General features: G+C 41.4%; 17 protein-coding genes. 7 read left to right on the forward strand and 10 right to left on the reverse strand.

Annotated elements, in window-relative coordinates:
• Positions 1-129 precede the first annotated feature (129 nt).
• Entirely contained in the window at positions 130-1,302 is a 1,173-nt protein-coding gene (locus tag QT711_RS04525) for a uracil/xanthine transporter (protein ID WP_317942335.1), read from the forward strand.
• Positions 1,303-1,340: 38 nt separating this feature from the next.
• On the opposite strand, the gene QT711_RS04530 is transcribed toward QT711_RS04525, so the two are convergent.
• Positions 1,341-2,339, reverse strand: coding sequence for a LacI family DNA-binding transcriptional regulator (locus tag QT711_RS04530; protein ID WP_317942336.1), 999 nt, complete (start codon positions 2,337-2,339; stop codon positions 1,341-1,343).
• Positions 2,340-2,523: 184 nt separating this feature from the next.
• Between QT711_RS04530 and QT711_RS04535 the strand changes: the two genes are divergently transcribed.
• The 3 genes from QT711_RS04535 (at position 2,524) to QT711_RS04545 (ending at position 6,223) form a co-directional block, all read left to right on the forward strand.
• Entirely contained in the window at positions 2,524-3,759 is a 1,236-nt protein-coding gene (locus QT711_RS04535) for a NupC/NupG family nucleoside CNT transporter (protein ID WP_317942337.1), read from the forward strand.
• Positions 3,760-3,971: 212 nt separating this feature from the next.
• The gene (gene nhaC, locus QT711_RS04540) at positions 3,972-5,360 is read left to right on the forward strand and encodes a Na+/H+ antiporter NhaC (RefSeq protein WP_317942338.1); all 1,389 of its coding nucleotides are present in this window, start codon (positions 3,972-3,974) and stop codon (positions 5,358-5,360) included.
• A complete protein-coding gene (locus QT711_RS04545) occupies positions 5,357-6,223 on the forward strand; it encodes an MBL fold metallo-hydrolase (protein ID WP_317942339.1) in 867 nt (288 codons plus the stop codon). The genes nhaC and QT711_RS04545 overlap by 4 nt, the downstream gene beginning before the upstream one ends.
• A 526-nt stretch (positions 6,224-6,749) precedes the next feature.
• Here the strand turns inward: QT711_RS04545 and QT711_RS04550 are convergent.
• From QT711_RS04550 to QT711_RS04570, 5 genes are all read right to left on the reverse strand, one after another.
• Positions 6,750-7,358 (reverse strand): transposase, encoded by a 609-nt coding sequence (locus QT711_RS04550; RefSeq protein ID WP_317942340.1) that lies wholly within the window; start codon positions 7,356-7,358, stop codon positions 6,750-6,752.
• A 112-nt stretch (positions 7,359-7,470) separates the two neighbouring features.
• Complete coding sequence (locus QT711_RS04555) at positions 7,471-7,593, reverse strand: hypothetical protein (protein WP_317942341.1); 123 nt, start codon at positions 7,591-7,593, stop codon at positions 7,471-7,473.
• Between the two features lie 153 nt (positions 7,594-7,746).
• Positions 7,747-8,907, reverse strand: coding sequence for a hypothetical protein (locus tag QT711_RS04560; protein WP_317942342.1), 1,161 nt, complete (start codon positions 8,905-8,907; stop codon positions 7,747-7,749).
• Between the two features lie 149 nt (positions 8,908-9,056).
• Positions 9,057-9,806, reverse strand: coding sequence for a hypothetical protein (locus QT711_RS04565; RefSeq protein ID WP_317942343.1), 750 nt, complete (start codon positions 9,804-9,806; stop codon positions 9,057-9,059).
• 567 nt (positions 9,807-10,373) lie between these two features.
• Positions 10,374-10,883: a hypothetical protein gene (locus QT711_RS04570; protein WP_317942344.1), complete on the reverse strand. Its 510-nt coding sequence runs from the start codon at positions 10,881-10,883 to the stop codon at positions 10,374-10,376.
• Between the two features lie 404 nt (positions 10,884-11,287).
• On the opposite strand from QT711_RS04570, the gene QT711_RS04575 reads away from it, so the two are divergent.
• Together QT711_RS04575 and QT711_RS04580 are read left to right on the forward strand one after the other, a co-directional pair.
• Complete coding sequence (locus QT711_RS04575; RefSeq protein WP_317942345.1) at positions 11,288-12,574, forward strand: helix-turn-helix transcriptional regulator; 1,287 nt, start codon at positions 11,288-11,290, stop codon at positions 12,572-12,574.
• The gene (locus QT711_RS04580) at positions 12,571-12,705 is read left to right on the forward strand and encodes a hypothetical protein (RefSeq protein ID WP_317942346.1); all 135 of its coding nucleotides are present in this window, start codon (positions 12,571-12,573) and stop codon (positions 12,703-12,705) included. Before QT711_RS04575 ends, QT711_RS04580 begins: the two co-directional genes overlap by 4 nt.
• Before the next feature lie 357 nt (positions 12,706-13,062).
• Here the strand turns inward: QT711_RS04580 and QT711_RS04585 are convergent, their stop codons facing one another.
• The 4 genes from QT711_RS04585 to nikC are packed head-to-tail and all read right to left on the reverse strand — an operon-like array spanning position 13,063 to position 16,973.
• A complete protein-coding gene (locus tag QT711_RS04585; RefSeq protein ID WP_317942347.1) occupies positions 13,063-14,097 on the reverse strand; it encodes an ABC transporter ATP-binding protein in 1,035 nt (344 codons plus the stop codon).
• Positions 14,042-15,094 (reverse strand): ABC transporter ATP-binding protein, encoded by a 1,053-nt coding sequence (locus tag QT711_RS04590; RefSeq protein ID WP_317942348.1) that lies wholly within the window; start codon positions 15,092-15,094, stop codon positions 14,042-14,044. Before QT711_RS04590 ends, QT711_RS04585 begins: the two co-directional genes overlap by 56 nt.
• Before the next feature lie 27 nt (positions 15,095-15,121).
• Positions 15,122-16,063, reverse strand: coding sequence for an ABC transporter permease (locus tag QT711_RS04595; protein WP_317942349.1), 942 nt, complete (start codon positions 16,061-16,063; stop codon positions 15,122-15,124).
• 16 nt (positions 16,064-16,079) lie between these two features.
• On the reverse strand, positions 16,080-16,973 hold the full coding sequence (nikC, locus tag QT711_RS04600) for a nickel transporter permease (RefSeq protein ID WP_317942350.1): 894 nt from the start codon (positions 16,971-16,973) through the stop codon (positions 16,080-16,082).
• A gap of 343 nt (positions 16,974-17,316) precedes the next feature.
• Between nikC and QT711_RS04605 the strand changes: the two genes are divergently transcribed.
• Positions 17,317-18,933 carry a glutathione ABC transporter substrate-binding protein gene (locus QT711_RS04605; protein WP_317942351.1) on the forward strand — a complete coding sequence of 539 codons (1,617 nt, stop codon included), beginning with the start codon at positions 17,317-17,319 and terminating at the stop codon, positions 18,931-18,933.
• The last annotated feature ends 55 nt before the right edge of the window (positions 18,934-18,988 follow it).

An 18,988-nucleotide genomic window follows, 5' to 3' on the forward strand; every position in this document is an offset into this window, starting at 1 on the left:
AGAGAAGAAGTTAAAAGCAACAAAGAAAAACAAAGCTAAATAAATTAAATTACAAAAAAAGGGAACTGATTTAACTGTAGACCCCCGTTCCCTTTTTTAAATTTTTCCGGAGTACCATAATGTTAAAATATGGATTTTAATGCATTTAGTGTAAACTATGCAACGCTAGTGGGTACCGCTAGTATCTTACAAGCTTTGTTCGGTCATCGCTATCCATTAATGGAAGGGCATGGCGGTGTATGGTGGGGGCTTGTGTTAAGTCTTTGTGCTTCTGCTCCAGCTGTCGGGATTAGTTATGCGCAGCTCGGTGGAAGTCTTGCATTAGGAATGGTAGCGGCTGGAATCGTAACGATTCTGTTAGGCGCAATTGGTTTTTCAGATGTCTTAAAACGGATTTTCAATAAAGTAGTGTTAACGGTCTATTTGTTTTTATTATCGATACAGCTCATAATGATTTTCTTTAAAGGGATGCTCGGTATCGGTGTGGATGGCACGATAAATGAACCCGTTGCATTGTTATCCATTTGCATTGTGCTGCTTGTGCTTGTCTTAACTGTAAAAGTAAGAGGGAAAATCGGTAACTTTGCTATTCTCATCGGTATGATCGGTGGTTGGATTGCCCATAGTCTTTTATTCCCGGCAACGGCACAAGTATCTGGAACGGGGACTGCGTTATTTACCTATTTGCCATGGGGCTCATTCCGATTTGATATTGGTATTTTGCTAACTGCTTTTTTTGCTGGGCTGATTAATATGGCGAATTCGTTAGTCTCGATTACGACTGTGGAGAAAGTATTTAAGACGACGACCGATAAAAAAAGATTCAGTTGGTCCTTTATGTTAACAGGTGTGCATACGATTGTAGCCGGATTGTTCGGGTTAATCCCATACGGACCGTATACATCTTCCATCGGGTTTTTGGAAAGTACGAAAATCTATCAGCGTGCGCCGTTTATACTTGGAGGTTTGCTGTTCATCGTGCTTGGAGTTGTCCCTATACTTGGTTCGTTTTTCTCGACAATGCCGATGAGTGTAGGCGATGCGGTTTTGTTTGTCGCATACTTACAACTGTTTGGAACTGCAATTAAGAATTTGGGGAATTTACCAGTTGGTCGCATGTCGCTTTATCGTTTAACGATTCCTTTGCTCGTCGGAATTAGTGTAATGAATATCCCGGCGGAGACGTTCAGTGTGTTTCCGGTATTATTTCAACCGATTGTGAGCAATGGTTTATTAGTCGGTGTGTTGTTAGCAGTTTGTATGGAATTGTTCGCAAGGAGAAGTTCGGTTTCTGTTTCATAAAAACGGTTGAGTTCCGCATACTAGGAACTCAACCGTTTTTACTTGGATTGTATGGAAGTTGACTGTTTTACTTGTAATTCGACTTCAAATGTTTGCGTGTACGTTTCAATCGGATCGCCATTAATGAGTTTGACTAACGTATCAACGGCTGTTTTGCCAATTTCGTAAATGGGCTGGGCAACTGTTGAAATTTCAGGTGACATCATTTCCATTTGGATGCCGTCAAACCCGATGACTTTAACGTCAGTAGGGACAGAAAGGTTTGCTTCTTGCAGGGCTTTAATTGCGCCTGCCGCCATTAGGTCATTGCTTGCAAAAACACCGTCGAGATCGGGGTGTTTCTGGATAAGTTCCTGCATTGCCCGGTAGCCACCTTTGACGGTGAAATCACTATATGCAATAAGGCTCGGTGTGAATGAATCGAGTTGCTTCGCAATGACTTCGTATCCGTTCGTCCGTTCGCGGGAAGATGTAATATGAATCGGCCCGCAAATGTGCGCGATTTTCCGACAGCCTTGGTTTTGTAAATGTTCGGTTGCAAGTTTACCACCGTTAAAATTGTTGGACATGAGCGAGACGATTGAACTGCCCGATAAGTGATTGTCCATAAGGATGACTGGGATTTTGCGTTTTTGTAAGTGTTCAAGTTGTTCGGGTTTAATCGTGTAAGACGAAATGATGATGCCGTCGACTTGCTTGTGAATTAATGTTTCAATATATTTTTGTTCTTTTTCTGGATTGTTGTCTGTGTTGCATAAGATGAGTGTGTAATCATAAGCGTTTGCTGCATCCTCGGTCGCTCTTGCGACTTCGGGAAAAAATGGATTTAAAATGTCTGGTACCATAAGTGCGATTGTCGCGGTTTTCATGCCCGCTAAGCTTCTTGCAATGTTATTTGGTTTGTAATTCAGTTTGTCAATGACTTCTGCGATTGCATCTGCCGCTTGTTGACTGACGTAGCCATTTTTATTCAGATAGCGTGAAACGGTAGCAACAGAAACGCCTGCTAGCTTGCTGACATCTTTGATTGTAGGCAAAATGAACTCACTCTCCTATGTTATCGCTTACATAAACATAGCAATAAAGTGAAGACAAATCAATACAGTTTGAATTTTTAAGTGTTAAAAATAGACATTGACAGTGAATATGATTTTTGGTAAATTACATGTAACCGATTACACATATCGTGGAAAATGTCACTTGTGAATAAAGGAGAAGAGGATGAATATACTCACTGGCCTATTAGGTTGTCTTGTTATATTGTTTATTGCTTTTTTGTTATCTGAGAACAAAAAGAAGATTAATTATCGTATTGTAGGGATTGGTGTTGCACTTCAAATCCTTTTTGGCTATCTTGTACTGAAGTCGACGATTGGGCGTATGGTACTTGAGAAGATTTCTGAAGGGGTTCGAAATGTCATTCATTATGGAAATGAAGGGTTAGCGTTTGTTTTCGGAAGTTTGGCAGACCCGTCACAACCGACTGGTTTTATCTTCGGAATTCGGGTAGCGGCGATGGCGATTTTTGTCACTGCGCTTATTTCAGTGTTGTACCATTTTGGCATTATGCAGTTTTTTGTCCGTGTAATTGGTGGAGGGCTTGCAAAACTTTTAGGGACAAGCAAGCCGGAGTCTTTGACAGCAGCTTCCAATATTTTCTTGGGAATTCAAGAAGCGCCTGTCCTTATTAAACCTTATATAAAAACGTTAACAAGATCAGAACTATTTGCCGTAATGGTCGGTGGTCTAGCCTCGGTCGCGGGTGGAACCTTAATGGCCTATGCCGCGTTAGGTATACCGATAAACTTCCTGTTGTCAGCGAGTTTCATGGCAGCTCCTGCGGGATTGGTTTTTGCGAAAATCCTGATTCCTGAAACGGAAACACCTGTTTTGAATGCGTCTTCCATTTCTGTTGATCCTAGTGAAGTAGCAGATGAAGAAGAGAAGTCAGGTCTGATTGATGCCATCACACGTGGTGCGATGGAAGGGATGAAAATGGCTGGGCTAATTATCGCGATGTTGATTGCTTTCATTGCTGTATTAGCGTTAGCAAATGGTATTTTAGGCGGAATTGGTGGTTGGTTTGGCTTCCCTGACCTTTCACTCGAACAAATTTTTGGATATTTGTTTGCACCATTGGCATTCATCATGGGGGTTCCGTGGTCTGAAGCGATGACTGCAGGTAACTTGTTAGGGCAAAAGGTGATTTTGAATGAGATGGTTGCCTTTACGTCATTCCAGCCGATGATTGATATGCTATCGGATAAAACTGTTGCGATTATGACCTTCGCTTTGTGTGGTTTTGCAAACATCGGTTCACTTGGAATTCTAATCGGAAGTATGACAGCTTTTGCGGAAAACCAACGTACAACTGTCACAAAATTAGGGATGAAAGCGGTACTTGCAGGAACCCTTGCGAACTTGATGAGCGGAACAATCGCTGGTATGTTTATGTAATCACTAATTACGAATAATCAAAAAGAGGTGACAACACGCGAAATAGTGCGTGAACTCACCTCTTTTTTTATCTTATATAGATAGTTGAATTGTGGTAATATAGGGAATTATGCGCGTGCCTGTCCCCCGGACAATTTGCAATTGTTCGGGGGACAGGCACCAAAACGATTCTGAATTGTGTCGGGGACTGGCACCTTAAAGGGGGAAGGAAGATGGAAAAGAGGCTGACGTTTTGGATGGCGTTGTTGCCGGTAATTGTGTTGATTGCTGCGGGTGCTGGTTCCATTTTTGTGTGGAAAGTGGGCATGCATGTACCGTTGCTTGCAGGCATGGTGATGGCTGCTGTCGTGGCTTTGATGGCAGGTTGGAAATGGAATGCTGTACAGCAGATGATGGTGAATGGTGTAGCAAGGGCGTTGCCGGCAGTGTTTATTTTACTCGTGATCGGGATTATCATTGGTACGTGGATTGCGGGTGGTGTCATTCCGACGATGATTTATTACGGGTTGAAATTCATTCATCCGGATTTCTTTGTGCCGGCTGTAGCCATTGTAACTGGGCTCGTGTCCATAACGTTAGGTAGTTCATTCACATCAATTGCAACTGTTGGTTTGGCGTTTATGGTAATTGGTGAAGGTCTTGGGTTTCCACCAGGACTCGTTGCAGGTGCGATTATTTCTGGTGCGTTTTTTGGTGATAAACTATCACCGTTGTCGGATACGACGAACATCGCACCGGCAGTAGCGGAGACCGATTTATTTAGTCACGTGAAACATATGCTGTGGGATACGTTACCTGCATTTTTTATTGCACTTGTTTTGTATGCGGTAATCGGACACACTTCAGTTATTCAAGGGGCAGATCAGTCGTCAATTATCGCGTTAATGGATGGACTCCAATCGATCTTCATCATCCATCCGCTGTTGTTGCTCATGCCGGTGCTGACGATTGTGCTAATTATTAAGCGGACACCCGCGTTACCTGCACTGTTAGGCGTCGCTATCATAGGTGCCGTGTTAGCGATAGTTGTCCAAGGTGAAACGGTGACGTCCGTCATGCAGTTCATGACAAGTGGATACCAAGTTGAATCAGGTGTCGAGGCAGTTGATAAGCTATTAAATAAAGGCGGTATGGTGTCGATGTATGGCACAATTGTTTTATTAGTATTGGCTACCGGATTAGGTGGCATTATGGAAGAAACAGGCGCGTTTCAAGTACTAACCCGAAGAATGCTTGAACGCGTGAAATCGACTGGTTCCTTAATTATGTTGACGATTGTTTCGACATTTGCTGTCGCATTTTCTACAGGGGCGCAGTTTTTGGCGATCATTTTACCAGCCCGCACGTTTGTACATAAATATAAAGAGCTTCAAATTGATACGAAAAATTTATCCCGCTGCGTGGAAGCGGCTGGTACAGTAGGCATTAATCTTGTACCATGGGGTGTCCCGGCAGTCTTTGCGGCAAGTGTTCTGGAAGTCGATCCGATGGCATTCATTCCTTACACATTCCTCGCATTCCTCGTCCCGCTCATGAATGTGTTATATGGGTATACCGGTTGGACAATTGTGAAGAAAAGCGATAGGAGGCTCGTAAAATGAAACAAGCAGTGTTAACGATACTTGGGACAGCTCAAGATGCAGGGATCCCTCAACCGAATTGTACGTGCGCACAGTGTAAAGAGGCGTTAACGAATCCTGCTAAAAGAAGATATGCCGCTTCAGTTGCGGTCGTCATTCCTGAAGAGAAAACGTGGTACTTAATAGACGCTTCGCTGGATTTTAAAGAACAGTTCGCTGCTGTTCAAATGCAATATGGGCTGGCAGGCGTGTTAATGGACAGTATCTTTTTGACACATGCTCACATCGGCCATTATCCGGGGTTATTGTTTTTAGGCCGTGAAGCAATTGGCGCGCAAGGCGTTTCTACATATGTAGGTCCGAAGTTGAAACAGATGCTTGAAACGGAAGCACCGTGGCGGCAACTTGTGGACCTAGGGAATATTAACGTGAAGGCATTACAAGCAGGCAAAGCGGTACAAATCAGTGAAGACGTTGCCATAAGACCTGTCGAAGTGCCTCACCGCAATGAATTTTCAGAGACTTACGGATTCTGGATTGAAGGACGTAATCGAAAAATCTTATACATTCCAGACATCGATTCATGGACAGCGTGGGAAGTCAATATATACGATGCTGCAAAGAAAGCAGACGTCTGCATCTTGGACGCTACGTTCCATTCCATTGCAGAAATTGAGAACATGGGCAGGGATTATAGAGAAATCCCTCATCCCGTCATGACCGAAACAATGGACCGCTTGCAAGACTTGGTCAATGAAACCGACATCTACTTCACCCATTTCAACCATACGAATCCTGCAATCGACCCATGCCATCCCTTTACGCAACAAGTAAAGGAACGTGGCTTCCGCATAGCCGAAGAAGGCATGCAAATAGACCTATAAAACCGGTGCCAGTCCCCAAAACAATTCAGAATTGTTTAGGGGACAGGCACCTTCTTTATGCGTCGAATTATGTGTTTTCTACACTTTTTTTGAGAGTTATTGTAGAAAATAATTCTAAGTACTTATTCTGGTGTATACTAGAATAAATTTTCACGAAAGTATAGGTAGTTGGATTGATGGTGGAGAGAATCTAGCAAATGGGGGGAGCTTTGTATGTTGAAATGGATCGGAAAATTGATGTGCAAGTTATCGGGCTACCATCGAATGGACTATTATTCTAATAGATGTAAGCGTTGTGGGTATGTGAGAGAAGGAAGGAAAAATACTTCGAAATAAAGAAGTTGCCTGTAAGTTGGTACAGCATAATGATAAGAAAAGCTGTCGAGGAGTTGTGGGGAGTGAATTTCTCAACAGCTTTTTTACGTTTAGGATGGTAAATGATTCTTTACGTATGCTTGCATTTGAGACACACACGCAAGGCTTTTTTCGTACAAGAATCGCTGCTAACCACACATAGTTAAACGAGTCAAAGATTGTCTCGAGCAATTCCGATCGATGTCCCCAGATCCATTTCGTCTTCAAGGACCTCTCTACAAAAGCCAAGATAGTCTTCCATTTTCGTTAAATGCATATAAGGCAACGCGAGTCGAATGATTTCGTTATCGAAGAATGGAAAATCAGAAGACGTAGCGGTCGCATACTGTGTGAAAGAGCTGTATGGATAGTTCTCCATCTGATCGACTAACGGAAACTTCGTATCAATTGGATTTCGATGAATGTAACGACTAATCCGTAATAGACTCCTTGCATTTGTAATTTTCTCTGCATAATAACGCCCCTCGTATAAAAAGCCAGTGTAGTCATATTTACCTCGGTAGTAATCGCCATATTTTTTGTTGAGCCGTCCCATCACTTTTCCAAGATGGACAACTGGCGAACGAATAAGTAGATGGTAATGGTTGTTCATAATACAATACGCAGCAAGAGAAAACGGATGTCGTTCGTATGTATAATGAAGCGACTGCAACAACATCCGATAGTCAGACGGATGATGAAAAATCTCTTGCCGGTTGTTGCCTCGCATGACGACGTGGTAATACAAATGTGGTGACCAAACACGGCGTTGTCTAGCCATACGAAGCAACCACCTGTCCATCCATCCTTTGCTGAAACTCTCTCCTCCAACGATCCATAACGATAATCACTCCTATTGTTTTCACTTACCATAGTCAACAATAAAAGTTTCGTCAATTGTCACAAATCTGCGATAATGAGAATTTGAACAGTACCACTTTATTCGGTTGGAATTCGTCAGGATCACCTAAAAAGCCCATCAACTCAATCTTCTTCCTACTATTTTCTCCAAACAAAAACCTTTTCCCCCATCTCTACGGGCTATCTACAATCAAAAAATGACACAAAAAACCGCTCAAAATAATATTTTGCAACATTTGTGATGGGAGACAGTCCCCAACACAATTCGCAATTTTTCGGGGGACAGGCACCCGAACAATTCTCAACATTCATTTATCGAATACGATGAAGTCGTAGGGGGAGATGCGTTTGTTTTTTTTGTTTGTGTAGTCGAACATGTCGGCCAGGCCTTGGACGGGTAGTGTACTTACCTTTTTGCCCGTTTGTACGTCATACGTGTCGATGGTGTGTTCACTAGTTGCTTTGTCATAACGGAAGAAATGTAATTTATCATCTTGAAAATACGTTTGTTCACTCATTTTCAAGCTCCCTGTACTCGCTCCTTCCAACGAAAATGCCAAGCCCGTTTCACCGGTATCTACGTGGATGCTATGCACTTCACCTACACCGTCTACATAGTAGAATGTATCGCCTATGACAGCCGCAGCATTTCGTAAATTATAAGGGACTCGGATTCGATAATCTTCCGCATCTTTGTATGTAAGAAACGGAAACATCTTCACAGTTTTCGCTTGCCCGTCAATTCGATACAATTCGCTCGTTAACTTTTGCGTATCGCTAATTAACATGAAATACGCACCATCGGCTTTAACAATTGGCGAAAGTCCTAATCGGTCACCCACTTTTCCAAGTGGCACGACTTCCTCTATTTGTACGCTATCTTGAAGCGGCATCGTAAACAATGAAATGTACTCTTCTTCTCCAGCGACCATCATCAGCTCATCCTCCGTTATGCCAGACATGTGTAAATAATACGGTATCTCGATTGTTTTAAATCCATCTTTATTCCCGACTCGAATATTGGACGAATAGCCCCCCTCCTCATTAAACCCTGAATTATACACGCTGTAATACATGCCATTACGAAATCCAGTCACTTCACCGGTATGCTCTTCACCTTCTATAGCAAACGTTTTTGTCCCTTTCTGATCCACAACGTGAACATGGCTACGGTCCTCCAGAAAAAACGATTCATCATTTCCGTGGATGGTGCCTAATTCCAAGCCATCCATTTCAAACACGTCCGTTTGTCCCTCTTTGTTAATAAAAACCGCAAAACTTAACCCGTCTCGGTTCATATCTTGATCAGCAGTTGTAGAAAAGTATAGTGCCGCAACAGAATTCGTAATGACGGATGGAAGTTGTTCCGTCGTGAGTAAGTTCTCGTTTTTAGTACTAAAAACGTAAACGGAGGATACGGTTAATAGAACAAGTACAAGTATTCCTGAAATAAACCATCTCTTTTTCATCTCCAACACGCTCCTTATGAACAAAACTAAGCAAACGAGTTTACTGTTTGCTTAGTTCCATTCTTATGAATTAAGACAACCCCTAATCTGTTGCGCTCACTAATATGCCTAACGACGGATATGCAAAATTAGGGTTACAACCACTACCGTTAGATCTTCCGTTTGAATACTGTCTGCTTGGCATCACGGACATCCCGTGGATAGACGCCAAATCCTTTATCCACATCCAAGTCCAGATTCCCTTTTAATAAATACGCAGACCAGATCAATTTAGAACAGTTTTTAGCACCATAATGGCCTGTATTTCGGTTGTTCGCGAAATTCAAAGAATACTTCTCGCCGATTTCTCCGTATGCCCAATTCGCTGCATTTCTTTTTACAGTACTCGTTGCAGAAACGGATTTTACAACAGCACCTTTGTCAACTTTTCGGACATTCGCTGAAATGCTGCGCACGCCTGAAGGATAAATGGATTCAACGATTGTATTGCTCGTGTAGTAAAGCCCTACATGTCCATGGTTGACATAAGCGGTTGCGGAAGGTGTGTAGTAAAAATCCCCTTGTGCACTCGGTCCGACGATATATAACGCTGACCCGCCACCGCCTTGGATGGCCGCTTCATCTGTAGCGTCATACTCCTCTGCCAATTGCTTTGCCTCTTCTTCCGCCAACTGGTTTTGATACTCCATTTCAGCGAGCATTTTTTCATAAATTTCATCTTCATTCATGCCGGTCGTCATCGAAAGGTCTGCGACTTCTTTTTGCAGCTCTTCCATAGATACGCCTGGTTGCAACGTCAAGATTTGATCGACATGCTTTGAGACAGATGATGCTTGGACGGGGAACTGTAAATTCAGTAAGAGAATACCAGCTGCTACTGTTGCGACTACTTTTTTCACGTCACTCGCTCCTAGGGAAGACAACTGGCCAGTTTGTCTTCAAATTGTATGTTGTCCAACATAATGCAACTATACCATTTATAAACTAATAATTGAAATTTTGAGAAAATATAAAAGGGGGAAGATTACAGAGGGAAAAGGTACATCATTTATAAAAAAGTTTTGTAACAACACAATACTTTCACTTGAAATGATTGAATTAGACACTTCGCGACATACACAAAACTACTAAAAATAATACAATTTTAGAGGATGATACGATTCCATCTTTCTCTATCAATTCATTTGTTAACACTCAATAATTGGTCGCAATAGTAGGAATTCGAATGGTGTGCTTCAGAAACGGTGCAAAGGTCGAGGGAAAACAAGCAGGAACAAACACTACGCGGAGCAACAAAACACCCTCCACGATTACGAAAAAAGGAACTAAGATACTAATAAGGTGAAAATAGCACAGGACTCCCTTATTATCTTAGTTCCGTCAATAGAACGGTATTACTCGCCGAATAATTCAACTTCATGCACGAATTTTATCGCCAACTCACATCTATAAGCATCATCGTACAACTATTCATCTGTTTTTTTGTTGCATGCGTCTGCATCATGTAAACCTTTCTGGGCGTCATGTCTTCTGCCATGCAAACGCCACGTTGCATAAATGAGCATCGCCGACCAAATAAGTGTTGAACAGTCTCGTTCACTGTCCACCCCTTGGAAGTGCTTGTCGGCTACAACCGAATTCGTGTCGTTAGATGCTGCGTTTGCAATTTGGTTTGTTTGATCTTGTTCTAATTGTATCTCAGAGTGAACGACTGCATACGGGGAGACAATCTTTTCAACTGCACCTACAATCTGACTAAGTGCTTCCAATTCATCAACAATTGACGTGAAGATTGCGACATCGCCCATGCTTGTCAATAGCATAAATTCTACTAGACTTTTCGGCAATTGCTCCATACATACTAACGGCTGAAAGCTTGATTGATGATTAAGTTGATCTGATACGGAAGCGTGGACAGGGAACCGGAAACCAATCACGAGAATGCCGACTACAATCGTTGTGACAATTCTTCTCACGGTACTCGCTCCTTAGGAAAGCAACTGGCCAGTTTGCCTTCGTAATGTATGTTGTCCAACATACATTCATTGTAGCATGTATATTTTTAAAATTAAAATTTTGGTAATATACCTCATATTTTTTTAGAACACTAATGCTGTAATGGATTGCATACTACTTTTCATTGTTCAACTTCAAAAGTTACGTGCTGAATAGGTAAATAGTTCGGCGGAAATGATTAAAAAAGAAAGAATATTAATGATAAAGTAGAGGATTGGACATACGTGGACGGGCTGGAAGAATCATTTGTTTCATGGCAAAACAGGGTAGTAAGAATGAAAATTCGGAATTTAAAAATATTGTGTTGTGTTTCCGAAATGTATTTCATACAATTAGAGTAAAGAAGTGGACAGGGGGTGTCAATGTGCATCTTGGTACGCGTCTTAAGAAGTTGAGAGAAGCGAAAGGATTATCGCAAAAAGAGATTAGTCACGGCATCGTTTCAACTTCGCATTATAGCAATATTGAAAGTGGACGTTTTGATCCTTCAAACGAAGTTCTTCAATTGCTAGCGAATAAACTAGAAGTACCTACTTCTTATTTTCACAAAATCTATGAAGATCATCCTGACTTACAAGTGTTGCTAATTCAATATGAAAAGTCGCTGAATACAAATGAAAAGGAAGTCCAACAATTTTTAACGAAACATGTAAACAAATTCACCTACATTTCATCTTTTAAACAAGAAATTCTATTCAATCTGTTAAAGTACTTGGAACTTGTGCGCTTTGCACAAATCACACTTGCTCAATCCCACTATACTTCCGAAATAAAAATCATTCCTACAGACTATATCAATCAAGCAAGTAATTCCATTTTGGAAAAATACACATTTGTAACAGGAATCTATCAGTATTTTAACCGAGAGTACAAGAAGAGCATCCGTTATTTTCTGGATTCCTTGCATTTGACAAAAGACGAAGTCCTGTCTGCCAAGTTAAATTACAATATTTCCTTGGCCTTTTATCATAGTTACGATTACGGAACAGCATTGGTCTATGCTAAACAAGCTCTCACTTTGTATATGCATTTCCATGACTGGGAAAAATGCGGTCATTGTTACAATTTAATTGCTGCACTTTATATGGAACAGCATAAAATGGAGGACGCAAAACACTATATTGAGAAAGGCAGCAGCATTATTACGGATAAAAAGTCCAAACTGTATGCGGACGTTTGTCACAATCAAGCGTACTTCTTTTATCTAGAGAAAGAATATATGCAAGCCTTAAGAGAAATTAACAAGTCATTAGAAATTTTACAACAACATCAAAGTGAAAATGCCTTTAACGCCATGAAGCTGAAAGTGGAAATTGTACTGCAACTAAAGGATTTTAAAACGTTACACACCTTCTTACCTAAATTGAAAGAGACGGTATCGTCCGAAATTGAGCAAGACCAACTTACGTACTTAGAAGCAACCATCTATTATTTCATGGGAGAATATGAAGAATACGAACAAAAGATGCGCTCTTGCACGGCTGGTTTTCGTATGAACAAAGATTGGAAAAGCTTAAAAACCGCTGCACACCATTTTTCCAACTATTTCGCAGAACAGAAGAAATATAAAAATGCATACACCTACCAAGAACTTTGTATCCTTTCCTACAGTAACATGACGTTCGAATTGAAAGGAGGTGAAGAAAAATGAAGAAAAAACTAACGATGTTTATCCTATCCCTCAGCATCCTAGCATGCACACCTCTAGTGACATCCGCACATGGCTATACAGTTACAGGCATCTCTGGTCCAGAAGTCGGTCATCCAATCGTAGTCGACTAACCTCCTAGGAAGACTTTCACGCACTTACTTTGAAATTTTCTTATACCGTCTAGCTGTATATGCTCATAAAGGCTGTGACGGAAGTAAGACGATGCTAGTGAGCACTTACAAAACAGAAAAAACATCCGAGCGTAGTCAAAAATAAAAAGGATGCTATCAAAAAATGGCATCCTTTTTATGTATTCAAATCTAATTCCAGGAATTATCGCCAGATAGAAGTCAAGTTTTGCTTAGACATCCTATTTACGACGGGCGAGTTGAATGCTGCTCGTTTTTCAGAACTAGATCTTTAATGCCTAAAAACAACCTATGCATAGAGTTGACCGTTTTATAAGTCTTTCATTATACCTGTAGAGATTACCCAAATACGGTTTCTTCAAATTCTTTTGCCTGTAGTGTTCCACTTTCAATTTCTTCGACAAAATGACAAGCTGCTTCGTGACCATCTGCCATGGCAGCATATGTACCAAGAACAGGAGTTTCCTTTTTGCAAATGTCTTGTGCGAACGGGCAACGTGTGTGGAAACGACAGCCTGCTGGTGGATCAATTGGAGAAGGAACATCGCCTGTTAACACGATGTGCTTTTTCTCACGTGTTGGATCAGGTACAGGTATTGCAGATAGCAATGCCTTCGTATACGGATGTTTTGCATTTTCAAATATCGAATGCTTATCTCCGATTTCTACAATTTTTCCAAGATACATAACGATAACCCGATCTGAAATATGTCGGACTACACCCAAATCGTGCGAGATAAATAAATACGTTAACTGATATTGTTCCTGCAGTTCTTCTAATAGATTTAATACTTGTGCTTGTATGGAAACGTCTAGTGCGGAAACGGCTTCATCACAAATGATTAATTTTGGATTAACGGATAAAGCGCGCGCAATACCGATCCGTTGTCGTTGACCGCCAGAAAATTCGTGTGGGTATCGATCCGCTTGATATTCATTTAATCCGACTGTTTCTAGCAACTCGATGATTCGTTTCCGTCGTTGCTTAGCAGGTAAGATTTTTTGAATCGTCATCGCTTCATCTAATACATCTGCCACTGTTTGCCGCGGGTTAATGGACGCATAAGGATCTTGAAAGATAATTTGTAAGTCTTTCCGATGCTTTCGCATTTCCCGTTTGGAGAGAGTGGTTAATTCCTCACCGTTAAAAACAACCGATCCATCTGTCGGTTCTTCAAGGCGCAGAATTGAACGACCTGTCGTTGACTTTCCGCATCCGGATTCACCTACAATGCTGACCGTTTCGCCTTCGTAAATCGTAAAGCTAATATCGTCAACCGCTTTTACGTGATTAATCGTGCGACCCATTAACCCACCTTTAATGGGAAAGTATTGTTTGAGTCCTTCCACTTTCAGCATTTCTTTTTTCGCCATAAATCGTCACCTCCGATTCGCCATCCCACTGATCCGTGTAAATCCAACAACGGATATCATTCCCCTTTTCATCTGGTAGAAGGTCTGGCATTTTCGTTCTGCATAAATCCGTTGCTGCCGGACATCTCGGAGCAAATCTGCATCCAACGGGCATCTCTTTTGGATTCGGCACATTCCCTAAAATAGGTTCCAGTTTTTCAAGTTCTTTATCGTGCCTTGGAAGAGAATTCATCAGCCCGATTGTGTACGGGTGTTTAGGATATTGGAATAAAGATAGAATGTCTGCGTATTCCACTACTTGTCCTGCATACATGACGGCAACATAATCACAAGTTTCTGCGACGACACCGAGATCATGTGTAATCATAATGACAGACATGCCAAACTTTTTTTGTAGTCCGCGAATAAGACCAAGAATTTGTGCTTGTATCGTTACGTCTAGAGCGGTTGTCGGTTCGTCTGCAATTAATATTTCTGGATTACAAGCAAGTGCAATCGCAATCATGACACGTTGCCGCATACCACCCGATAATTCATGTGGATATTGCTTTACACGCTTATCAGGAGACGGAATACCAACGAGCTTCAACAATTCGATAGATCGGCTCATTGCTTCCTTTTTGCCTAATTGTTGGTGCTTCACAAGCGATTCGCTAATTTGTTGTCCGACTGTAAAAACAGGGTTCAATGAAGTCATGGGTTCTTGGAAAATCATTGAGATTGCATTGCCCCGTATCGATCGCATTTCTTTATCACTATAGGAGAGAAGGTTTTCTCCTTTGAAATTCACTTCTCCGCCAACGATTTTTCCATTCGCTGCGAGTAATTTTAAAATTGAAAGCGCTGTTATACTTTTGCCTGAGCCAGATTCACCTACGATTCCAAGTGTTTTTCCCTTAGGTAAACCGAAGCTGACACCGTCAACCGCCTTCACTTCACCGTCATCGGTATAAAAGGAAGTACGCAGGTTCTCCACTTTCAATAAATCCGTTTCCATTGTGCCACACCTCTTTTCAGCCATTTATCAGTTTACATCCATCCGTTTATTCAATAAGCGGTAGGAAATATCTACGAGCAAATTGACGAAAACGAACAAGAAGGAGATGATCAAAACCGTTCCTTGTACGATCGGAAAGTCACGTGTTCGGATTGCGTCGATTGTCAACCGTCCCATACCGTTAATCGCAAAAATGGTTTCTGTCAGAACCGCACCACCTAGGAATCCTCCGAACTCAAGACCAACGACAGTCACGACAGGAATTAATGCATTTTTTAACGCGTGACGATAGACAACTACCCGTTCACCCAGTCCTTTAGCTCGGGCTGTACGTATATAATCTTGTCCGATGACTTCAAGCATGGAAGAACGTGTCATACGAGCAATAATTGCTGCTCCACCTGTTCCTAATGTAACAACAGGTAAAATGACTTGTTTCCAGCTATCGCCCCAACCCGATGCTCTCATTTTTAAGAATTCTGGTAACCAATCTGGGCCGATTGCAAACCACTGGATGAGCATAAGCCCTAACCAAAAGTTTGGCATTGAAAGTCCAAAAAGAGCAACGATCATAATCGTCACATCTGACCATGAATAATGTTTGACGGCAGATATGATACCGGCGATAAGCCCTAAGAAGACTGCTAAAAGCGTTGAATAAAAGGACAGTTCAACCGTTATCCAAAACCTCGCTTTAATCTCATCCATAACTGGACGTCCACTTCGTATCGAGTTCCCTAAGTCTCCTTGGACAATATTTTTCACATATTTAAAATATTGCACTGGCGCAGGGTCATTTAAGCCTAACTTTTCTCGAATCTGTTCAACAGTTTGAGGGGAAGCGGCTTCACCAGCAATAATTTGTGCAGGATCCCCTGGAATTAAATACATTAATGAAAACACAAGAATTGATACGCCTATAAGGACAGGAATTGTCTGGAGCAGGCGTCTAACGATAAACTTTGTCATAATTTTGCCTCCTCCATCATTTCTTCATTTTCGGGTCTAACGCATCCCGTAAACCATCTCCGAAGACATTAAATGCCAATACGAACAGAACAATCATAATTCCTGGAAACAATACAAGATGTGGTGCTTGGTGCATGTAGGCCCGGCCTTCACTGAGCATAGCACCCCATTCAGGTGTAGGGGGTTGTGCACCTAGTCCAAGGAATGACAGTCCACTAGCCGTCAAGACGGCAGTTGCAATACGTAATGTTGCTTGGACAATAATCGGTGATAAAACGTTCGGTAAGATGTGTTTAAAAATGATACGTGCGTCGGATGCGCCAAGCGCTTTTACAGCATCTATGTACTCCAACTTTCTAACTGATAGCGTAGAACCTCGTACAATCCTAGCAAAAGCAGGTACTGAAAAAATACCGACTGCAATAATAACGTTTTGAATACTTCCACCTAGCACAGAAACAATGGCAAGTGCAAGAAGGATTCCAGGAAACGCGAGGATGACATCCATTACACGCATAATGAATGTATCCATCTTCCCGCCGTAATATCCTGATATAATCCCAAGAAATACGCCGATAACTCCACCAAGTGCTACGGAGAAAAATCCGACTTTCATCGTGATAGACATTCCATGAATAATTCTTGTGAAAATGTCACGACCGTAATTGTCTGTACCGAACCAATGCTCAGCGGAGGGGGGAGCTAATTTATTTGTAATTTGGGTAGCGTTCGGATCCAACCAAGTAAAATAAGGGCCAACTATCCCTGTAAGGATAAATACAATAATGAGCAAACCGCCAACGACTGCCGCTTTATTTTTTATAAGCCGTTTAAGTAGCCCTTTGTACGCTTCCACCTTCGGATTTGTTGCCCTTTTCCCAACGTCCGCAATCGGATTTTGTACGACCATAGTAAACACCTTCCTCTAAGTAGTTAGTAGTTTTGTAAAAAAGACAATATTTCCGTAGTTTAGTGGATTTACAGTAGCATAACATGAATGAGACAATTTAGGAACTTTATTTTTTATCAATTTAGATTTAAAGTGTTATTCCGTGTTTTTTGTTAAATCACTTCCTATATTATTGTGTTGAGAAACGAGGTAATTTTTGTTTGCTAATTCTAATTTGTCAGTAATGAATTATTCAGAAATGTATTGTTTCTTTTAAACTTGTATGCTATATTTCATTTGACTATTGCGGCTTTACAATCACGGCATGCAACTAGTGAAAAAAATGACGTCGGGGGGATAAACAATGAAAAGAAATGGTAATTTGAAATGGCTGTTCATGCTTGTACTTGCCTTTTCGATGCTACTTGCTGCTTGTGCTGGTGGCGGGGGAGATTCTTCAGGAAGTGACACAAATAGTGATCTCGACAGTGACAAAGGTGAGGGCGTTGAAGGTGGCGACTTAGTGCTAGCTGTATTATCGGATGCGTCATCTTTAGATCCTGCTGGCTCAAACGATGTTCCGTCTTCGGTTGTTCAAGCAAATATTTATGAAACATTGGTAAAGCGAGACGATGAAAACAAAGTCATTCCCGGTCTTGCAGAAAGCTGGGAACCAATCGACGATACGACTTATGAATTTAAATTACGGGAAGGTGTAAAATTCCATGATGGTGAGCCATTTAACGCTGAAGCTGTTAAAGCCAACTTGGATCGTATCCGTGATGCGAAAGTAGGTTCACCACGGTTCTTCCTATATGAAATGATTACAGATGTTGTTGTGCAAGATGAATATACTGTGCAAATCAAGACGGAATATCCGTTTGCACCTTTGTTAGCGCACCTTTCTCATAACGGTGGTGGAATGGTCAGTCCGAAGTCCATTGCAGCTGATTATGATGCGATGAACAGTGGGAAAGATGCTGGCTCAGTCATTTCAACAGCACCAGTGGGGACAGGTTATTTCAAGTTTGATAGTTGGCAACCTGGCGATAACATTAAGCTCGTTAAAAACGATGACTACTGGGGAGACAAAGTACATGTAGACTCCGTAACGTTCAAAGTCATTCCTGAGAGTCCTGTACGAAACGCTGACTTGGAAACAGGACATGTTCATATTGCAGATCCTATTCAGCCAAATGAAGTAGTTGGCATTAATAACAGTGACTTTGCAAAGGTAAACCAAAAAGCTTCTTCCAGTCTTGCTTACCTCGGATTTAATACGGAAAAAGAACCGTTTAATGATCCGAAAGTACGTCAAGCAATATCAATGCTTGTCAATAAAGAAGACATTAGTGAAGGGGTATATGACGGTTTTGGTGTATTAGCTAAAGGACCTTTAGCTCCTGGAATCTTTGGTTATAACGAAGATGCAAAGCCGGTTGACTACAATGTGGAAGAAGCGAAAAAACTTCTTGAGGAAGCGGGCTACGCGGATGGATTCAAATCATCCATCTGGACGAATGATAATCCACAGCGTCAACAAATCGCAGTTCTTATTCAAGAAGAGTTGAAAAAGGTAAATATCGAAGTGGATATAAATGTTATGGAATTTGGCGCATACCTTGAAAAGACGGCAAATGGTGAACATGATATGTTCATTCTCGGATGGTCGAACCCTACTGGAGATGCGGATTATGGAATGTATGCATTGTTCCACTCCGCTCAAAAGGGTAGCCCAGGTAACCGTTCTTTCTATGAAAACAAAGAAGTTGATAAACTTCTAGATGAAGGTCGCCGTGAATCCAATCCGGAAAAACGAATTGAAATTTACAATAAAGTACAAGAACACTTAATTGAAGATGCTCCAATGGTATACTTAATTCACACGGAATACTTGACGGGTGTCAGCAACAAAATTAAAGGATTCTCTATCGATACATCTGGTATTTATCAGTTACAAGATGTACAGTTTGTAGAATAAAAAGTAAACCGCAAAAACCAAGGTTCATCATACTTGGTTTCTTGCGGTTTTTCTT

Origin of the sequence: Sporosarcina saromensis (assembly GCF_033253735.1) — a bacterium.
Taxonomy (GTDB): domain Bacteria; phylum Bacillota; class Bacilli; order Bacillales_A; family Planococcaceae; genus Sporosarcina; species Sporosarcina saromensis.

What these genes read in the sequence shown, in the direction of transcription:
- QT711_RS04525 (WP_317942335.1), top strand. Translation starts at nt 130, where the DNA reads ATGGATTTTAATGCATTTAGTGTAAACTATGCAACGCTAGTGGGTACC.
- QT711_RS04535 (WP_317942337.1), top strand. Translation starts at nt 2,524, where the DNA reads ATGAATATACTCACTGGCCTATTAGGTTGTCTTGTTATATTGTTTATT.
- nhaC (WP_317942338.1), top strand. Translation starts at nt 3,972, where the DNA reads ATGGAAAAGAGGCTGACGTTTTGGATGGCGTTGTTGCCGGTAATTGTG.
- QT711_RS04545 (WP_317942339.1), top strand. Translation starts at nt 5,357, where the DNA reads ATGAAACAAGCAGTGTTAACGATACTTGGGACAGCTCAAGATGCAGGG.
- QT711_RS04550 (WP_317942340.1), bottom strand. Translation starts at nt 7,358, where the DNA reads ATGGCTAGACAACGCCGTGTTTGGTCACCACATTTGTATTACCACGTC.
- QT711_RS04560 (WP_317942342.1), bottom strand. Translation starts at nt 8,907, where the DNA reads ATGAAAAAGAGATGGTTTATTTCAGGAATACTTGTACTTGTTCTATTA.
- QT711_RS04580 (WP_317942346.1), top strand. Translation starts at nt 12,571, where the DNA reads ATGAAGAAAAAACTAACGATGTTTATCCTATCCCTCAGCATCCTAGCA.
- QT711_RS04585 (WP_317942347.1), bottom strand. Translation starts at nt 14,097, where the DNA reads ATGGCGAAAAAAGAAATGCTGAAAGTGGAAGGACTCAAACAATACTTT.
- QT711_RS04590 (WP_317942348.1), bottom strand. Translation starts at nt 15,094, where the DNA reads ATGGAAACGGATTTATTGAAAGTGGAGAACCTGCGTACTTCCTTTTAT.
- QT711_RS04595 (WP_317942349.1), bottom strand. Translation starts at nt 16,063, where the DNA reads ATGACAAAGTTTATCGTTAGACGCCTGCTCCAGACAATTCCTGTCCTT.
- nikC (WP_317942350.1), bottom strand. Translation starts at nt 16,973, where the DNA reads ATGGTCGTACAAAATCCGATTGCGGACGTTGGGAAAAGGGCAACAAAT.
- QT711_RS04605 (WP_317942351.1), top strand. Translation starts at nt 17,317, where the DNA reads ATGAAAAGAAATGGTAATTTGAAATGGCTGTTCATGCTTGTACTTGCC.